Genomic DNA, 18,388 nt, shown 5'->3' on the forward strand with positions numbered 1-18,388 from the left:
ACCAGCGCGTTCAGCAGCGCGTTGATCCCCATGATCAGGTGGTAGGCCATGACCGGGTCGTCGGCGATCCGGAACGCCGGGGAGATCAGCAGCGGGTAGCCGCCCGGGATCACCACGCCGACCGGCATCTCGGTGGTCGGCCGACCGGCCAGCACGCGGGCCAGTACCAGGTACCCGTCCTCGTCCGCGTGGACGGAGGGGTAGCTCATGTGCCGGACGAGGACGAGCCGGAAGAGCACCTCCGCGGCGTACCCGGCCACCAGCGCGGCCGGCCAGAACCAGCGCCGCCCGCGGGCCTCCTCGAACCGCCGCACCGCCCGGGCCGCCAGACCCGCCGAGCGCGAGGCGCCGACCCGTCTCGTCCCCTGGACACCGTCCAGCTGCTCGTCGACGGTCTCTGCTGAAGTCTGCACTGAACTCCGACTCTTCCCCTGGTAGCCCGGCTCTGAGGTGGATCCGGCAGGCCGCCCGGCCCGTTCGATGGTGGAGGTCACGCTAACAACTCGCGGAGGGCCCGTGCCCGGGCGCCCCGGCCCGCGGCACGTGCCGGGACCTCACCGCTACGGTGGACCCGGCACCCATAGCACACTCCGCGCAGCGCTCAGCCTAGCGGCACGCGGCGGAGGTGCCCCGACGACCGCCGGCGGCCGGCCCGTGGGGCCGACCGCCGGAGTCGTGTCGATCGCGGTACCGCTAGGCCTTGCCGACCAGCTCGCGCCGGCTCGCCGCCGCCGTGCGGGTGGCGGGCTCGATGGTCTTCAGGTGCTTGGGCATCCGGCGGATCATCGCGAGCAGGAGCACCAGGCCGGCGCGGGCCAGGTAGATCGTCGCCTTGATCGGGGAGGCGCTGGGCGTACCGGTGGTCCGCTCGCGCATCGCCACCGGGACCTGCCGGATGACGAAGCCGCAGCGGGCGGCGCCGACCATGCTCTCGATGGTGTCGCCCAGGTACTCGACCGGGTACCACTGCGAGAAGAACTCGATCATCGGCTTGTTGCAGGCCTTGAAGCCCGAGGTGGTGTCGGTGAGGCGGGTCCGGGTGACCCTCGACAGCACCACCGAGAGCAGCTTCATCGCCCAGCTGCGCGGGCCGCGCACCTTGTAGCTGCCCTGGCCGGCGAACCGGGCGCCGATGACCAGGTCGGCCTCCTGGAGCTTCTCCAGCAGCGCCGGCACGTACGCGGGGTCGTGCTGGCCGTCGGCGTCGCACTGGATGGCGACGTCGTAGCCGTGCAGGTGCGCGTAGCGGTAGCCGAACCGCATGGCGCCGCCGACACCGAGGTTGTACGGCAGCTGCGCGACCCGGGAGCCGGCCGCGGCGGCCACGGCGGCGGTGTTGTCCACGGAGCCGTCGTCGACCACCAGGGTGTCCACGCCGGGGAGCTTCTGCTGGATCTCGTGGAGGATCTTGGGCAGACCCTCCGCCTCGTTCCAGGCGGGGAGGATGATCAGAACCCGCTTGCCGTCGATCATGCCGTCACCCCGGAGTCCGTCGCCTTGCCGGCGTCGTTGCTGCTGCGTGCGATCGGGTACCCGTGGTGCTCGGCCAGGTGGGCCCGCATCATGGCGACGTCCTCGGCCAGGGTCCGGGTCTCCGCCTCCAGCCGGGAGGCCTCCCAGCTCAGGTGCAGCGAGACCATCAGGACCAGGACGAAGCCCGCGAAGAGCACGAGGCTCACGCCGGAGGCGATGCCGAGCCGGCGGGCGGTCGAGTCGAGGATCGTCGGGAAGAACCCGAGCGGCGCCACGACGACGCCGATCGCGAGCCAGATAGCCGCGTACTTCTCCCGGAGCTGCTGTCGGCGCAGCAACTCCAGGATGTAGACGAGCACCAGCACGCCGGTGATCGAAGTGATGACGGTGAGATGCACGACTGGAGGCGCCTTTCAGCGGCAGTGGCGTGGCCAAGGGTAATCACATATTAAAGGCGCGGCGTGAACGTCCCGCCGCCGCCGGCTGTGGGCCCGGCGAACGGGCGTCATACCTCCGACGACTGGTGCGCCGCCAGTGGTGCCCGGTGTTCCGCCACGGGCCGGGCCGGGGCGGACAGCGAGCGGGCCAGCGCCCACAGCATGGCAGCAGCGCTGACCGCCGCACCAGCCAGGTAGGCGAGTTCGACCCTGGTGGCGATCGCCCCGGGTACCAGGGTGACGGCCACCAGCACCACGGAACCGGCCAGCCAGGAGAGCAGCTGGCGCTGGTGGCGCCCGAGCGCGAGCAGGGCCTGGCCGAAGACGGTCGCCAGCATGTAGCAGAGCGTGCCGAGGGCCAGCCAGAGGAAGTCCACCGAACCCAGCACGTCCTGCGCCTTGAAGAACAGCCGGATCGCCCAGGGGCCGAGGATCACCGTCGGCAGGCCCGCCGCGGCGCTCATCAGCACCACGATGCCGCCGGTGCGCAGCAGGACCTTGCGGAACTCCCCGTGGTTGCCGGCCGCGGCGGCGCCGGAGAGCGAGGAGACCAGGGAGGCCTGGATCGCCGCGTAGGCGAAGAGCGGCACCCGGGCCAGCACCACGGCGTTCAGCAGGGCGGCGATCAGCGCCTTGGAGGACGGCGAGAGCACGCCGACGCTGACCACGGCCGCGTTGACCATCAGCTGGGCCAGCAGCGTCGAACCGGTCAGCAGGCCGAGCCCGGTGACGACGTCGCGCCAGACCGGGGCCGGACCGCCGCGCCGGTCCGCGAGGACCGAACGCATCCCGATCGCCGAGGCGGCGAGCGGTGCGGCGACCAGGATCAGCGCGAACGCGAACGCGGAGTGCGCGCCGAACACCGGGATCAGCGCGGCGAGCCCGATCCGCAGCCCGCCGTCGACGGCGAGCTGCATGCCGTACGCGCCGAAGTTGCCCAGGCCGGCCAGTGCCCCGCGGGCCACCGAGCTCACGGCCAGGCCGACCAGGGCGCCGCCCAGGCCGGCCACCAGGCCGAGGTCGCCGGAGAAGAAGCGGTCCGCGATCGGCCGGGCGGCGGCCGCGATCACGGCCAGCACCGCCACCAGGACCCCGGCGGTGACCAGCAGGACCCGCCGGATCGCCGGTCCGGGGCCCTGTCCCGCCACGTCACGGGCGGCCACCAGGCGGGTCAGCTCCAGCTCGACCGGCGAGAACAGCCCGTACCCGACGGACATGACCACGGTCCAGAGCATCGAGACGCCGGCGACCTGGGTGGTGTCCAAGCTGTGCCCGGCCAGGGCCAGGAAGATGTACGAGGAGACACCGAGGACCACGGTTCCCCCCGCGACGAGCCGCACACCGGGGGGCAGCGCCCCCAGCAGCTTGGCCACCGGGTTCGTCATCGCAGGGTGGCCTTGGCCTTCAGCGGCTCCCACCAGGCGCGGTTCTCGCGGTACCAGGCGATGGTGGCGGCGAGGCCGTCCTCGAAGCGGACCTGCGGGGCGTAGCCGAGCTCCTCGCTGATCTTGGTGATGTCCAGCGAGTAGCGCAGGTCGTGGCCCTTGCGGTCGGCGACCGGCTCGACCATCGACCAGTCCGCGCCGGCGGCCTGGAGCAGCAGCTCGGTGAGCTCCTTGTTGGTGATCTCGGTGCCGCCGCCGATGTTGTAGACCTCGCCGGAGCGGCCCTTGCGCATGGCCAGCTCGATGCCGCGGCAGTGGTCGGAGACGTGCAGCCAGTCCCGGATGTTGCCGCCGGTGCCGTAGAGCGGCACCTTCCTGCCGTCCAGCAGGTTGGTGGTGAACAGCGGGATGACCTTCTCCGGGAACTGGTAGTGCCCGTAGTTGTTGGAGCAGCGGGTGACCACCACGTCCATGCCGTGGGTGCGGTGGTAGGCGAGCGCCAGCAGGTCCGAGCCGGCCTTCGACGCCGAGTACGGGGAGTTGGGCGCCAGCGGCCACTCCTCGGTCCACGAGCCCTCGGAGATGGAGCCGTAGACCTCGTCGGTGGAGACGTGGACGAAGCGGCCGACGCCGTGCTTCTTGGCCGAGTCCAGCAGCACCTGGGTGCCCAGGACGTTGGTGACCACGAACGGGCCGGCGCCCTCGATGGAGCGGTCCACGTGCGACTCGGCCGCGAAGTGGACGACCACGTCGTGGCCGGGCATGACCTGGTCGACGGCCTCCGCGTCACAGATGTCGCCACGCACGAAGGAGTAGCCGCTGTGACCGGCGACGGGCGCCAGGTTGGCCTCGACGCCCGAGTAGGTGAGCTTGTCGAAGACGGTGATCTGATCCGTTGCGTCGGCGCCGAGCAGCTGGCGGACGAACTCTGAACCGATGAAGCCGGCGCCGCCGGTGACGAGGATGCGCATAGTGCGGGCAGTCTACCGGTGTGCCCCGGGGCCCTCGCCCCGGGTCAGCGGCGGGCTCCGAACCTCACATAAGCTGCGCGCATGCGTGGAATCCTCTTGGCGGGCGGCACCGGGTCACGACTGTGGCCGCTGACCCGAGCAGTCTCGAAGCAGCTCCTCCCCGTCTTCGACAAGCCGATGATCTACTACCCGCTGTCGACCCTGGTCATGGCGGGCATCAGCGAGATCCTGATCATTACCACCCCGCAGGACCAGGAGCAGTTCCAGCGGCTGCTCGGCGACGGCTCCCAGTTCGGCCTCAAGCTGGAGTACGCCGTCCAGGAGAAGCCGGAGGGCATCGCCCAGGCCTTCGTGCTCGGCGCCGACTTCATCGGTGACGAGCCCGTCGCGCTGATCCTCGGCGACAACATCTTCCACGGCAGCGGCCTCGGCACCCGGCTCGCGCAGCGCACCGCGCCGCAGGGCGGCATGGTGTTCGCCTACCCGGTCGCCGACCCGACCGCGTACGGCGTGGTGGAGTTCGACGACAACGGCCAGGTCATCTCCATCGAGGAGAAGCCCACCCAGCCCAAGTCCCGCTACGCGGTGCCCGGCCTGTACTTCTACGACAACCGCGTGGTCAAGATCGCGGCCGGCCTGCGCCCGAGCGCGCGCGGCGAGCTGGAGATCACCGCGGTCAACGAGGAGTACCTCAAGACCGGTGAGCTGCACGTCACCATCCTCGACCGCGGTACCGCCTGGCTCGACACCGGCACGTTCGTGTCGATGGTGCAGGCCTCCGAGTTCGTCCGGGTCATCGAGGAGCGCCAGGGCTTCAAGATCGGCTGCATCGAGGAGGCGGCCTGGCGGGCCGGCCTGATCGACGACGCGCAGCTGCGCGAGCTGGCCGAGCCGCTGTGCAAGAGCGGCTACGGCGACTACCTGATCGCGCTGCTCGAAGAGGAGGCGGCCCGGTGAAGTTCCGTGAGCTCTCGATCCCCGGCGCCTTCGAGGTCACCCCGCAGCAGCACGGCGACCCGCGCGGCCTGTTCATGGAGTGGTACCGCTTCGACCGGCTCGAAGAGGTGGTCGGCCACCCGCTGAAGTTCGCCCAGGGCAACCTGTCGGTGTCCGCCAAGGACGTCGTGCGCGGCATCCACTTCGCCGACGTCCCGCCCGGCCAGGCCAAGTACGTCAGCTGCGTGCGCGGCGCCGTGCTCGACGTGATCGTGGACCTGCGGGTGGGCTCCCCCGCCTTCGGCCGCTGGGAGTTCGTCCGGCTGGACGACGCCGAGCGCAGGTCGGTCTACATCCCCGAGGGCCTCGGCCACGGTTTCTGCGCGCTGACCGACGACGCCACGCTGTCCTACGTCTGCTCCGAGACCTACAACCCGACCGGTGAGCACGCGGTGCACCCGCTGGACCCGGACCTCGGGATCGAGTGGCCCACCGACGCCCCGCAGCTGTCCGCCCGGGACGACGCCGCGCCCTCGCTGGCCGAGGCGCTCGCCACCGGCCTGCTGCCGGACTACGAGAAGTGCCTCGCCTTCACCGAGAGCCTGCGCACCCGCTGAACCGCCCGATGCCCGGGCCCGCCGCCCTCCGGCGCGGGCCCGGGCATCGTCGTCCGCCCCGGCGGGAGCCGCCGACCGGCTCAGTATGATGGGCCCGCCGCGGGGTCCTCGCCTCGCACCCGGCCCCGACTCAGACCAGCGGATGTGCCCTCCACCATGACCACTCTGGAAATCCTGCTTCCGTACTACGGCGACGTCGCACTGATGCAGGCCGCGGTCCGCAGCGTGCTGGCGCAGAGCGATCCCGACTGGCGGCTGACCGTCGTCGACGACGGCCGGGAGCCCGGCGTCCCGGAGTGGTTCGCCGAGCTCGGCGACCCGCGGGTGCGGTACTTCCGGAACGAGCAGAACCTCGGCGTCACCGGCAACTACCGCAAGTGCCTGGGCATGGCCGAGTACGAGTACATGATGTTCATGGGCACCGACGACATCATGCTGCCCAACTACGTCGCCACCATCCGCTCGATCCTGGCCCAGTACCCCGGCGTCGCGATGATCCAGCCGGGCGTCCAGGTGATCGACGGCGACGGGAAGCCGACCAGCTCGCTGGCCGACGAGGCCAAGCGCCGGATCTACGCGCCCAAGCAGCAGGGCCGCACCCTGCGGGGCGGCGAGGAGCTCGCGGTCAGCCTGCTCAAGGGCAACTGGTTGTACTTCCCGTCGATCTGCTGGCGCACCGAGGCCGTGCGGACCACCGGTTTCCGCGACAACCTGGAGATCATCCAGGACCTCGCGCTCGTCATCGACCTGCTCCAGGCCGGCGAGCACATGGTCGTCGACGACGTCCGGGCGTTCCAGTACCGCCGGCACACCGTCAGCATCTCCTCGACGTCCGCCTACAGCGGCACCCGGTTCACCGAGGCCCGCCGGTACTTCCTGGACGCCGCCGACCGCCTGGACGCGCACGGCTGGCCGCGGGCCGCCAAGGCCTCCCGGATGCACCTCTCGGCCCGGATCCACGCCCTCACCCTGGTCCCGGGCGCGATGCGCGCCGGCCAGTGGGACGGGGCGAAGGCCCTGCTGCGCAACGCCACCAGCACCGCCGCCCGCCCCCGCTGACCCAGCCGCCACCGTCCCGGGCCCGTCACCGTCCCGGGCCCATCACCGCCCCAGGGAGTCACCGCACATGACCGCACCGCACCCGGCCCCCTCCCGGGTCGCCGTCCTCGGCGGCACCGGCTTCATCGGCCGCGTGGTCGGCGCCCGCCTGCTGGAGCAGGGCGCCGAGGTCGTCAGCCTCGCCCGCAAGGCCCCGGCCGTGCCGGCGCCCGGCCGGTTCGTCGCCTTCGACATCTCCTCCGACGCCGCCGCCGACCTCACCGCGCTGCTCGACCGCGAGCGGATCGACACCGTCGTCAACGCGGCCGGCGGCATGTGGGGCCTGAACGACGAGCAGATGTACCAGGCCAACGTGGTCCTGGTGGACCGGCTGATCGAGGCCGTCTGCGCGATGGCCTCCCCCGCCCGCCTGGTCCACCTCGGCACCGTGCACGAGTACGGCATGGCGCCGGTCGGCACCAGCCAGCGCGAGAGCGACCCCGCCGCGCCGGTGATGGAGTACGGCAAGCTCAAGCTCACCGCCACCGAGGCCGTCGTCCGCGCCGTCGAGGCCGGCCGGCTGGACGCGGTGTCGCTGCGGCTCGGCAACGTGGTCGGCGCCGGCCAGCCCGGTCACAGCCTGCTCGGTGTGATGGCCGCCAAGCTGGACGCCGCCCGCCGGGCCGGCGAGACCGCTCAGCTCTCGCTGCAGCCGCTCACCGCCCAGCGCGACTTCGTCGACCTCGGCGACACCCTGGACGCCGTGCTGCTCGCCGCCGTCCGCCCGGACGTGCCGCCGGTGGTCAACATCGGCACCGGCGCCGCGTCCTCCGCCCGGCTGCTGGTCGAGCTGCTGATCGAGGAGAGCGGGGTGCCCACCGAGATCACCGAGGTCCCCGCGCCGGACGGCACCGGCCCGGAGACGGAGTGGCAGCAGCTCGACATCACCGTCGCCCGCGAGCGGCTCGGCTGGGAGCCCCGGCGCACCCTGCGCGAGGCCGTCCGCGACCTCTGGGAGGCCCAGATCGCCGCTCCGCAGGCGTAGGGCCCCGGCCCCCTCGTCCGACGAGCACCGCACGCCACCACGGGGCGGCGTCCGCGACGACCGCGGGCGCCGCCCGGCCGATCCGCCGGGGGGAGCCATCAGCCGACCAGCAGTGCTCCGCCCGCGCGGCACCCTCGAGCGGATCCTCGACGACCGGGCGAACGGGCTCGGCGCGCTCCGCCTCCTACTGGCCGCCACCGTCGTCGTCTCGCACGTCTTCCCGCTCGGCTGGGGACGCCCCGATCCGCTCTGGCTCTGGAGCGGCCGGCAGACCGACCTCGGCAAGGCCGCCGTCCTCGGGTTCTTCGCACTCTCCGGATTCGTGATCACCGAGAGCGCCCGGCGGCTCCCGCCCGGCCGCTACCTCTGGCACCGGGCCCTGCGCATCGGGCCCGGCCTCGGCGGCTCGCTGCTGTTCTCGGCCGCCGTCCTGATGCCCGCCCTGTACTGGTGGCAGCACGGCACCCTGGGCGGCTTCTGGACCCGCCCGGACGGTCCGCTGAGCTATCTGACCAGCCTCGGCAGTGCCGCGCCCACCACCGGCTGGGACGTCTCGGGCGTGATCGCCGAGGGCGTCCGCAGCGGGACCAACTTCGACCGGAGCCTCAACGGCGCCCTCTGGTCGCTCAAGTACGAGCTGCTCTGCTACCTGGCGGCGGGGCTGCTGGCCGCCCTGGGGCTACTGCGCCGGCGGGCGTTCGTCGCCTCGGCGGCGCTCGCGCTCTGGCTCCTGGTCGCGAGCGGCGCCGTGGACCTCCCGGCCGAGGTGCCCCCGGCGGGCGGGCCCGGGGTGGCGCTCCCGCTGCTGGGCCTGGTCACCTTCCACCTCGCCGCCACCCTCGGCCTGGCCTTCCTGCTCGGCGGCGTGCTGCGGCTCTACGCCGAGCGGATCCCGCTCCACGACGCCCTGGCGCTGACCGCCGCGCTCGTCCTGACCGGCTCGGCCCGCTGGGGCGGCTTCGCGGTGCTCGGCGTCCCCGCGCTGGTCTATCTGCTGTTCTGGGCCGCGTCGGCGCTCCCCCGCCGCTGGCGGGCGATCGGCGTGCGCGGCGACTACTCGTACGGCGTGTACGTCTTCGGCTTCCCGGTCGAGCAGGCGCTGGCGCTGACCGGCGCGGCCCGCTTCGGTCCGCTCGGCTTCCTGGCCGGCGCGCTGGCCGTGACCGGTCTGCTGGCGGCGCTCTCCTGGCACCTCGTCGAGGCGCCCGCGCTGCGGTTGCGGTCCTGGACCCCGGGGCAACAGCGGCGGGCCGCCGGGCGCGGGCCCCGGCCCCCGGCACCGCCGCGGCAGCCCCGGACGCCGTCCCAGCCGCCACCGAAGCCGCCCGGGGTCACTTCTCCCTGAAGACCCAGACCTTCATCAGCAGGAACCGGACCACCGTCGCCAGACCGTTCGCGGCGATCAGCCCGGCCACCTCGACCGCCTTCGAGGCGTTCGGCGCGGCCAGGTCGAGCAGCGCCAGCGCCCCGGAGCTCAGACCGAGGCCGATCAGGAAGGCCACCGCGCCCTGGAGCTGGTGACGCAGCGCGCCCTCTTTGCCGGTGATCCCGAAGGTGAACCGGCGGTTGGCCGCGGTGTTGGCGACCGCACTCACCGCGAGCGCGATGAGGTTGGCCGCCTGGGGGTCGACGAAGCGCCGGGCCACCACGTAGAGGAGCAGGTAGAAGAGGGTGCTCAGGACCCCGATCACCAGGAAGGACGGGACCTGGCGCTTGGCCGTCCCGGTGTCGGAGGGCCGCGGGCCCTGGCCGGCCGGCGGCACCTCGGCCGCTTCGGTCGGCTGGTCGGTGGAAACCATGTGAGCACCCATGCGATCGGTTCGGCGGTTCAGGAAATCTCGTACACGGCCATCCGGCCGTTGTCGAAGACCGGCTTGGCGAAGGTCTTCAGGTCCGGCGACTCCGGCGCCACCTTGCGGTTCACCACCACGTAGCGGACGTGGTGCCGCTCGCTCAGCCGGTCGAGGATAGCGGCCGTCGGCCGGTAGACGGAGTCCTCGTTGAGCTTGAGCAGCTCCTGGTCCCAGAAGGACGCGGACTTCGCCGACATCAGCCGCGGCGAGTAGGCCCAGCCCTCCACCAGCACCGAGCGTTCGGAGTAGGCGCTCAGGTAGAAGGACAGGGAGTTCCAGCAGTTCTCCCCGGGGACGGTGTAGTCGCTCTCCGACCGGCAGTGGCCGTTGGTCACCAGGACGTCGGTCGGGTCGCTGTGCGCGCGGACCCAGCGCGCGGCCTCCACCTGACTGGCCGGGAGCGGCCACGCGCCGTCCCACGGGACCTGGCGGGACTGCTGGACGTCGAGTAGCAGCGAGGGGGCGCCGGCCGCCAGCGCCGCGGTGAGCAGCACCACGGCGCCGCGGCCGCGCAGCGCCGGCAGCGCCCGGCCGGCCGCCCACCAGAGCAGGCCGCAGACCGTCGCGGCCCCGGCCAGCGCCGCCGCCGCGGCCAGCGCCGGCACCAGCGCCGTGTAGGACTCGGTGCCGTCGGCGTCGCCGACCGCCTTGAGCGCGAAGGCCGCCCAGTCGTCCGCGTAGTGGTAGATGCCGAGGGTGAGCAGGAGGACGAAGGCCACCGTGCCGGCGCCGAGCGCGAACTTGACCCGGGTGGGCAGCGCGGCCCGCTCGAAGACCTCGCAGTAGCCCCAGGCCGAGAGCAGCACGCCGAAGGAGAGGCCGGCGAGGGTGAAGTAGCTGGCGTTGAAGCCGTTGACCACCAGGTAGACGGCCGGGCCGGCGATGGCCCCGCCGAGCAGGAACCACTGGGTCTGCTCCAGGCGGAGCCGGCGGCGCCACAGGAGCGGGATCATGCCGACCATCCGCAGCTGGTGGTTGAGCAGGAACGCGATCAGCGTGGCGGCGACGACCACGCTCTGGGTCACCGCCGTCCGGGTCTGCTGCGGATCGGCCCAGTACTTCTCGATGTTGCCGAAGGGCACCACTTCGAGGCCGTAGCTCTCGAAGCGGAACAGCACCGCGGTGGCGAACACCTGGGCGCCGGCGATGACCGCGCCGAGGCCGACGATGGTCCACGGGATGCGCCGCGTGCCGATCAGCACCATCAGACCGGCGAAGGCCAGCGCGGCCAGCGTCACCGGCAGGGAGCTCGCCTTCGCCGCGCTGGAGGCCACCGCGAACAGCGCGGTGAGGACGAACGCGCCCCGGCCGAGCGCCGGGATCCGGACGGGCCCGTCCTCCTCGGCCCGCGCCTCGCCGCCGCGCCCGCGCAGGGCGTCACCGACCACCCCGATCAGGGCCATCAGCAGCGGCTGGCTGTACGTCAGCGAGAGGCTCGCCCAGGACATCAGCGGTACCGCCGGAGCCCCGAAGGTCCAGTGGCCGACGTTGTTGGGGTAGATCGCGTTGAACTCGCCGACCGCGAAGATCAGCAGGGCGGCGACCGGCCCGGCCCACGGCCGCCCGGTCAGCCGGTGCGCCACCACGGCGGTGATCACCATGGCCAGGGCGGCGAGCGCCGGGACCATCAGGCGCATCTGGACCACGGTCAGGTCGATGTGCCCGACCAGGTCGGTCATCGCCATGTGGACGAAGGTGAACCAGTGGTAGTGCAGCGGCTCCCCGGCGGCCTGCGGGAAGGTCAGCGGGAAGTTGTGCTTGGCGTTCCCGGCCAGCGACAGCAGGTAGGGCAGGTCGATGTACTGCCGGGTGGTCTCGCTGTCCGGCACGACCGGGTTCCGGCTGAGCACCGCCCCGTACATGTAGGCACTGGTGAACGCGACGGTGCCGGCGACCGACCAGGACCAGCCCGGCGAGGGGCGGCGGTAGCCGCGCGGCCGCCAGTGCCGCCGCAGCCCCGGCACGGCGGCGAACGGGATCAGCACCGCCAGCGGCCAGGCCGTGGCCACCGACTGCAGGCCGAGCCCGACCAGAACGGCCCAGGCGGCCAGCTCCAGCACCAGGCCGACCACGGCGCCGAAGGCCAGGTCCTCGACCAGCGTGTGCGGACGGCGCCGCAGCAGGCGGAAGACCAGCGTGCCCGGGAGCATGACGCCCCACAGCACGTAGAAGGTGTACCGCGCGATGTCACTGACCGAGGTGTCGGCGGCCAGCAGCAGGACGACCAGGAAGAGGTAGGCCGCGAGCGCGGGCAGGAACGCCACCACCCGGTCGCGCGGGCGCAGCGGGGCACCGCCGGCGTCCGGCGCGGAACTGCCGGTCCGCCCGGCGGGCGGGGTCGGCGTGCCCAGGGCGGGCGCGGTGCTGTCGGTAGTGCCCATCGCTCTTCTTCTCCTGCGGGCTGTGCGTCGGCTTCCTGGCGGTCGGCGGCCGGTCCGTCCCGCGGCGGCCGGCGCCGCGGGACGGACCGGGGGGTCACACCGCGTACTCGGAGACCTTCGCCGCCTTCGCGCGGTCCTCGGCCGAGTCGTACCCGACGAAGTAGGCCGGGCGGGCCTGCGCCGCCGAGTAGATCCGGCCGACGTACTCGCCCAGCAGACCGATGCAGACCAGCTGGACGGCGCCGAGGAAGAGCATGCCGACGAACAGCGAGGACCAGCCCGGCACAGTCTTGCCGAGCGCGTACTCGACCGTGGTGTAGATCCCCAGGCAGAAGCAGAGCACGAAGCTCAGCAGGCCGAGCCAGGTGGCGAGCCGCAGCGGGCTGGCGGAGAAGTTGGTGATGCTGTCGATGGCGAGACGGACCATCTTGGACAGCGGGTAGTGCGTGCTGCCCGCGACCCGCTCCTCGCGGACGTAGACGACCTCGCCGCTGGGGAAGCCCAGCCACGGGACCAGCAGGCGGTAGACCGGCTGGTGCTCGGGCATCGCCTTGAGCGCGTCCACCGCGGCGCGGCTGAGCAGGCGGAAGTCACCGGCCTGGTTCGGCATGTTCTTGCCGACCAGCTTGCGCATCAGCCAGTAGTAGGCGCCGGCCGTACGCCGCTTGAAGAAGGTGTCGGTGCCGCGGTCGCCGCGCACGCCGTAGACGATGTCGAGGTTCTTCTCGCGGGCGAGCGCGAGCATCTCGGGGATCTTCTCCGGCGGGTCCTGCAGGTCGGCGTCGATGGACACCACGTAGTCGCCGTAGGCCCGGTGGATGCCCGCGGTCAGCGCCGCCTGGTGACCGGAGTTGCGCGCGAAGCGGACGATCCGGAACTCCGGCCAGTCCTGGTGGATCTTCTGCATGATCGCCGGGGTGGCGTCGGTGCTGCCGTCGTCGATACCGACGACCTCGTAGTCGATCCCCAGCTCGTCCAGGATCGGGCGCAGGCGCTGGACCGTCAACGGCAGGGCCTCCTGCTCGTTGTAGATCGGCATCACGACCGACAACAGCGGCGCCGGCGGGACGGCCTGCTCTGCCGATACTGCTGCGTTGTACATCAGTTGTCGCCTGTCCCTTATGTCTTTGAGAACGATCGATCGATCCCGGAGTGCGGCCGGGTGGCCCGGACGACCGAGCTGATGGTTGCGAAGGAGGGGTGCGCGGCCTGGGTCCACCCCGTGATGGCGGCCAGGCTAGCAGCAGGATTTTGCGATTGCATGAATGATTCTTGGGACGCCGAATTCACGCGTCCCCCTGCGTTGTCAGTGCTTCACCGGAGCGGGTTCGTCCGAGGCCCGGCGGAGGGTCGCCATCGAACGGTCCAACGCGTTCTTCATCATCTTCGAGACCGGCCGCTCGACCAACCGGTGGATCAGCCAGGCCGCCACCATCACCGCGAGCAGGGTCGTCCCCAGGGCCGCCCGGACACCGAAGTCCTTGGTGAGCAGCCAGTGGATCAGCGTCCAGCCGATCTCCTGGTGGATCAGGTAGAGCGGGTAGGTCAGCGCACCGGCGACCGTCAGCCACTTCCACTGCACCCAGTCGAACACGCCCAGCGCGGCACCCAGCACCAGGGCGAACGCGGCCGTCACCGCACCGGCCATGACGTTCCACGAAAGGGGGTGGCCGAGAACGTTGACGTACACCTCCTGGATGGAGGTCAGGCGGGTCAGCGCGAGGATCCAGGAGAATCCGACGATCCCCCAGAGCAGCAGGTTCTGACCGAAGCGGTACATCAGGAACATGCCGACGCCGGCGATGAAGAACGGCGACTCGTTCGGCATGGCGAGGGTGGTCAGCAGCGGGAGGTCCGCCTGCGGGGCGAGCACCGCGAGGATCGTCCAGATCCCGCAGAACGCCACCACCTTGCGGTAGGTGAGGCCGGTCGCCACGACGATCGCGAAGAGCAGGTAGAACCGCATCTCCACCCAGAGCGTCCAGTAGACGCCGTCGACGTGCCGCATCCCGAGCGGAGTCTGAAGCATGGTCAGGTTGCCGAGGATGGTGCCGGCGTTGAGCCCGTCACCGGCCCCCGAACGGGCGAACTGCTTGAGGTTCAGCACCACCAGGCTGGTGAGCGCTATGCCCGCCCAGTAGCCGGGGTACAGCCGGACCACCCGGGAGACGAAGAACTCCCCCGGCCGCTTCCCCCAGCAGCTCATGCAGATCACGAAGCCGCTGATGACGAAGAACAGCTCCACCCCGAGCCAGCCGTAGGCCGCCATCCGGTTCACCGTCGGCAGTACGTCCTTCGGAGTGACGCCCTGCCACACCCCGGAGATGCCGACGTAGGCGGTCCAGTGGAAGGAGAGCACGCTCAGGGCCGCGAAGAGACGCATCCCGTCGAGCGCGTACAGCCGGGGGCGCTTGGCGCGACCGTCGGGCGACTGGCCCGCGCGCGCGGCCGAACGGCGCCGGAGAAGCGAGGGCTTCGTGAGAAGGGGGGCAGAGGTCATTCCGGAGCGCTTTCAGCGAGTGGGGCGGAGAGCCTCGGTCAGCCTCGCCCTGGCGACGGCTGCGGGTGGCTCAGTCTATCCGCAGCGCGATCGCCCTACGCACAGGACCCCCGCGCGCTCCGCGCGACACGCCGAAGGGCCCCGCACACCGAGGTGTGCGGGGCCCTTCGGACTTCACCTGTGTGACACAGGCAGGTCCAGAGCCTCGATTACTTGAGGATCTTGGTGACCTGGCCGGCGCCGACGGTGCGGCCACCCTCACGGATGGCGAACTTCAGGCCCTCCTCCATGGCGATCGGCTGGATCAGCACGACCGTCATGGCGGTGTTGTCGCCCGGCATGACCATCTCGGTGCCCTCGGGGAGGGTCACGACGCCGGTCACGTCCGTGGTACGGAAGTAGAACTGCGGGCGGTAGTTGTTGAAGAAGGGGGTGTGACGGCCACCCTCGTCCTTCGACAGGATGTAGGACTGGGCCTCGAACTCGGTGTGCGGGGTGACCGAACCGGGCTTGATGATGACCTGGCCGCGCTCGACATCCTCGCGCTTGATGCCACGGAGGAGCAGACCGACGTTCTCACCGGCCTGGCCCTCGTCGAGCAGCTTGCGGAACATCTCGATACCGGTGACCGTGGTGGTGGTCTTGGTCTCCTTGATGCCGATGATGTCGACAGTCTCGTTGACCTTGAGGATGCCACGCTCGATACGACCGGTGACGACGGTGCCACGACCGGTGATCGTGAAGACGTCCTCGATCGGCATCAGGAACGGCTGGTCCACGGCGCGGGCCGGGGTCGGGATGGCCTCGTCGACCGCGTGCATCAGGCCGAGGAGCTTCTCGCCCCACTCCTTGTCGCCCTCCAGCGCCTTCAGCGCGGAGACGCGGACGACCGGCAGGTCGTCGCCCGGGAACTCGTACTCGGAGAGGAGCTCACGGACCTCGAGCTCGACGAGCTCCAGGATCTCCTCGTCGTCCACCATGTCGGCCTTGTTCAGGGCGACGACGATGTAGGGGACGCCGACCTGGCGGGCCAGGAGGACGTGCTCCTTGGTCTGCGGCATCGGGCCGTCGGTGGCGGCGACGACGAGGATCGCACCGTCCATCTGGGCCGCACCGGTGATCATGTTCTTGATGTAGTCCGCGTGACCCGGGCAGTCGACGTGGGCGTAGTGACGCGCCTCGGTCTGGTACTCGACGTGCGCGATCGAGATGGTGATACCGCGCTGCCGCTCCTCCGGCGCCTTGTCGATCTGGTCGAACGGCGTGAAGGGGTTGATCTCCGGGTACGCGTCGTGCAGCACCTTGGTGATGGCCGCGGTAAGGGTCGTCTTACCGTGGTCGATGTGACCGATGGTGCCGATGTTGACGTGGGGCTTCGTCCGCTCGAACTTCGCCTTCGCCACTGCAGTCCTCCTGAGGACAGTTCTGTACGCCGTGCTGACGTCAGTTGGTCTTTGATCGGGTTGGGTATGTGGCGCTGGAGTGCGCCCCATGCCGTCCCGCGGGTGGGGGCGGAGGCCCCCGGGGGAATCCGAGTGGGTTCCCCCGGGTTCGCCTCCTAATAGCCTAAGGGTTCGCAATCGTCCCGAATGTCGGGATGTCCTGCGAGCTCGGGCAAGGACTCGGCTCGCGCCGGTCCTTACTCGCCCTTGGCCTTGGCGATGATGTCGTCCGCCACGTTCCGCGGAACCTCGGCGTACGAGTCGAACTGCATCGAGTAGCTTGCGCGACCAGAGGTCTTGCTGCGCAGGTCACCGACGTAGCCGAACATCTCGGAGAGGGGCACCAGCGCCGAAACGACGCGGGCACCGTAACGCTCGTCCATGGACCGGATCTGGCCACGGCGAGAGTTGATGTCGCCGATCACATCGCCCATGTAGTCCTCGGGCGTGGTGACCTCGACGGCCATCATCGGCTCCAGCAGAGTCGGAGAGGCCTTGCGGGCGCCCTCCTTGAATGCCATCGAGCCGGCGATCTTGAACGCGAGCTCGGAGGAGTCGACGTCGTGCGAGGCACCGTCGAGCAGCGTCACGCGGACACCCTGGAGCGGGTAGCCGGCGAGCACGCCGAACTCCATGGCCTCCTGGCAACCGGCGTCGACCGAAGGGATGTACTCCTTCGGCACGCGGCCACCGGTGACCTTGTTGACGAACTCGTAGCCCTCGCCGGACTCGATCGGCTCGATCGCGATCTGGATCTTCGCGAACTGGCCGGAGCCACCGGTCTGCTTCTTGTGCGTGAAGTCGATGCGCTCGACGGCCTTGCGGATCGTCTCGCGGTACGCGACCTGCGGCTTGCCGACGTTGGCCTCGACCTTGAACTCACGCTTCATACGGTCGACCAGCACCTCGAGGTGCAGCTCGCCCATACCCGCGATGATGGTCTGGCCGGTCTCCTCGTCCGTGTTGACCTGGAAGGACGGGTCCTCCTCGGCCAGGCGCTGGATGGCGGTACCGAGCCGCTCCTGGTCGCCCTTGGACTTCGGCTCGATCGCGACGCGGATGACCGGGGCCGGGAAGTCCATGGACTCCAGGATGACCGGGTGCTTCTCGTCGGACAGGGTCTCACCGGTGGTGGTCTGCTTGAGACCCATGACGGCGACGATGTCGCCGGCGCCCACCGACTCGATCTCCTCACGCTTGTTCGCGTGCATGCGGTAGATCTTGCCGATGCGCTCCTTGCGGCCCTTCACCGCGTTGAGGACGGCGGTGCCGGCCTCAAGGCGCCCGGAGTAGATCCGGACGAAGGTGAGCTTGCCCAGGTGCGGGTCGGACATGATCTTGAACGCCAGAGCCGCGAGCGGCTCGTCGTCCGACGCCTTGCGGGAGATCTTGACCGTGTCGTCGCCGGGCTTGGTGCCCTCGATGGACTCGATGTCCAGCGGCGACGGCAGGTAGTTGACGACCGCGTCGAGCAGGGGCTGAACGCCCTTGTTCTTGAAGGCGGTGCCGCAGAAGATCGGCGTGAAGTCCGAGTTCAGCGTGCCCTTGCGGATCGCGGCGATCAGGAGCTCCTCGGGGACGGCCTCGCCCTCCATGGCGAGCTCCATCACCTCGTCGCTGACGGTCGACACGGTGTCCAGCAGCTGCTCGCGGTACTCCTCGGCCTGGTCCACCAGGTCGGCCGGGATGTCGACGATGTCGTACATCTCGCCCTTGGCGGCCTCGGCCGTCCAGACCAGCGCCTTCATGCGGACCAGGTCGACAACGCCCTGGAAGTCCGCCTCGGCACCGATCGGGAGCTGCATCACCAGCGGGGTGGCGCCGAGGCGCTCCACGATGGTGTCGACGCAGAAGAAGAAGTTCGCGCCCGTGCGGTCCAGCTTGTTGATGAAGCAGATGCGCGGGACGCCGTAGCGGTCAGCCTGCCGCCACACGGTCTCGGACTGGGGCTCCACGCCGGCGACACCGTCGAACACCGTGACGGCACCGTCGAGGACGCGCAGCGAACGCTCCACCTCGACGGTGAAGTCGACGTGACCCGGGGTGTCGATGATGTTGATGGTGTTGTCGACGCCGTCGAGCGTCCAGTGACAGGTCGTCGCGGCCGACGTGATCGTGATGCCGCGCTCCTGCTCCTGCTCCATCCAGTCCATGGTGGCAGCGCCATCGTGGACCTCACCGATCTTGTACGAGACACCGGTGTAGAACAGGATCCGCTCGGTGGTGGTGGTCTTGCCCGCGTCGATGTGCGCCATGATCCCGATGTTGCGGACCCTGGCGAGGTCAAGGGAGGTTGCAGCCATGGTGGCT

At 70.6% G+C, this 18,388-nt stretch carries 16 protein-coding genes; 5 read left to right on the forward strand and 11 right to left on the reverse strand.

All coding sequences use genetic code 11. From position 1 onward, the window contains the following. From ABZ495_RS06810 to rfbB, 5 genes are all read right to left on the reverse strand, one after another. Positions 1-413 (reverse strand): hypothetical protein (locus tag ABZ495_RS06810; protein WP_359834794.1); only part of this gene is annotated, 413 nt, incomplete at its 3' end. Between the two features lie 280 nt (positions 414-693). Next, on the reverse strand, positions 694-1,473 hold the full coding sequence (locus ABZ495_RS06815; RefSeq protein ID WP_359834797.1) for a glycosyltransferase family 2 protein: 780 nt from the start codon (positions 1,471-1,473) through the stop codon (positions 694-696). Beyond that, on the reverse strand, positions 1,470-1,871 hold the full coding sequence (locus ABZ495_RS06820; RefSeq protein WP_329488130.1) for a DUF2304 domain-containing protein: 402 nt from the start codon (positions 1,869-1,871) through the stop codon (positions 1,470-1,472). The genes ABZ495_RS06815 and ABZ495_RS06820 overlap by 4 nt, the downstream gene beginning before the upstream one ends. A gap of 107 nt (positions 1,872-1,978) precedes the next feature. Next, positions 1,979-3,295 (reverse strand): hypothetical protein, encoded by a 1,317-nt coding sequence (locus ABZ495_RS06825; RefSeq protein WP_329488131.1) that lies wholly within the window; start codon positions 3,293-3,295, stop codon positions 1,979-1,981. Then, entirely contained in the window at positions 3,292-4,266 is a 975-nt protein-coding gene (rfbB, locus tag ABZ495_RS06830) for a dTDP-glucose 4,6-dehydratase (protein WP_329488132.1), read from the reverse strand. The genes ABZ495_RS06825 and rfbB overlap by 4 nt, the downstream gene beginning before the upstream one ends. Before the next feature lie 81 nt (positions 4,267-4,347). Here rfbB and rfbA point away from each other — a divergent pair, with 81 nt between their 5' ends. The 5 genes from rfbA to ABZ495_RS06855 all read left to right on the forward strand — a co-directional run bounded on the left by rfbA (position 4,348) and on the right by ABZ495_RS06855 (position 9,247). Further along, a complete protein-coding gene (gene rfbA, locus ABZ495_RS06835; protein WP_329488133.1) occupies positions 4,348-5,223 on the forward strand; it encodes a glucose-1-phosphate thymidylyltransferase RfbA in 876 nt (291 codons plus the stop codon). Next, positions 5,220-5,819, forward strand: coding sequence for a dTDP-4-dehydrorhamnose 3,5-epimerase (rfbC, locus tag ABZ495_RS06840; RefSeq protein WP_329488135.1), 600 nt, complete (start codon positions 5,220-5,222; stop codon positions 5,817-5,819). Before rfbA ends, rfbC begins: the two co-directional genes overlap by 4 nt. A 156-nt stretch (positions 5,820-5,975) precedes the next feature. Then, entirely contained in the window at positions 5,976-6,878 is a 903-nt protein-coding gene (locus tag ABZ495_RS06845; RefSeq protein ID WP_359834799.1) for a glycosyltransferase, read from the forward strand. A 67-nt stretch (positions 6,879-6,945) separates the two neighbouring features. Further along, a complete protein-coding gene (locus tag ABZ495_RS06850) occupies positions 6,946-7,902 on the forward strand; it encodes an NAD(P)-dependent oxidoreductase (RefSeq protein ID WP_329488137.1) in 957 nt (318 codons plus the stop codon). Positions 7,903-8,014: 112 nt separating this feature from the next. Then, positions 8,015-9,247: an acyltransferase family protein gene (locus ABZ495_RS06855; protein ID WP_359834801.1), complete on the forward strand. Its 1,233-nt coding sequence runs from the start codon at positions 8,015-8,017 to the stop codon at positions 9,245-9,247. Here the strand turns inward: ABZ495_RS06855 and ABZ495_RS06860 are convergent. From ABZ495_RS06860 to fusA, 6 genes are all read right to left on the reverse strand, one after another. Beyond that, positions 9,234-9,701 (reverse strand): GtrA family protein, encoded by a 468-nt coding sequence (locus tag ABZ495_RS06860; protein ID WP_359803475.1) that lies wholly within the window; start codon positions 9,699-9,701, stop codon positions 9,234-9,236. The two genes, ABZ495_RS06855 and ABZ495_RS06860, sit on opposite strands and share 14 nt — an antisense overlap. Positions 9,702-9,730: 29 nt before the next feature. Further along, the gene (locus tag ABZ495_RS06865; protein ID WP_359834803.1) at positions 9,731-12,136 is read right to left on the reverse strand and encodes a hypothetical protein; all 2,406 of its coding nucleotides are present in this window, start codon (positions 12,134-12,136) and stop codon (positions 9,731-9,733) included. A gap of 94 nt (positions 12,137-12,230) precedes the next feature. Beyond that, positions 12,231-13,238, reverse strand: coding sequence for a glycosyltransferase family 2 protein (locus tag ABZ495_RS06870; RefSeq protein WP_329488142.1), 1,008 nt, complete (start codon positions 13,236-13,238; stop codon positions 12,231-12,233). 204 nt (positions 13,239-13,442) lie between these two features. Beyond that, entirely contained in the window at positions 13,443-14,636 is a 1,194-nt protein-coding gene (locus ABZ495_RS06875; protein WP_359803471.1) for an acyltransferase, read from the reverse strand. 209 nt (positions 14,637-14,845) lie between these two features. Next, positions 14,846-16,039 (reverse strand): elongation factor Tu, encoded by a 1,194-nt coding sequence (gene tuf, locus ABZ495_RS06880; RefSeq protein ID WP_329488145.1) that lies wholly within the window; start codon positions 16,037-16,039, stop codon positions 14,846-14,848. A 236-nt stretch (positions 16,040-16,275) separates the two neighbouring features. Beyond that, positions 16,276-18,381 carry an elongation factor G gene (gene fusA / locus ABZ495_RS06885; RefSeq protein ID WP_329488147.1) on the reverse strand — a complete coding sequence of 702 codons (2,106 nt, stop codon included), beginning with the start codon at positions 18,379-18,381 and terminating at the stop codon, positions 16,276-16,278. Positions 18,382-18,388 lie beyond the last annotated feature (7 nt).

The sequence above is a fragment of the Kitasatospora sp. NPDC005748 genome, assembly GCF_040630735.1.
Classification (GTDB): domain Bacteria; phylum Actinomycetota; class Actinomycetes; order Streptomycetales; family Streptomycetaceae; genus Kitasatospora.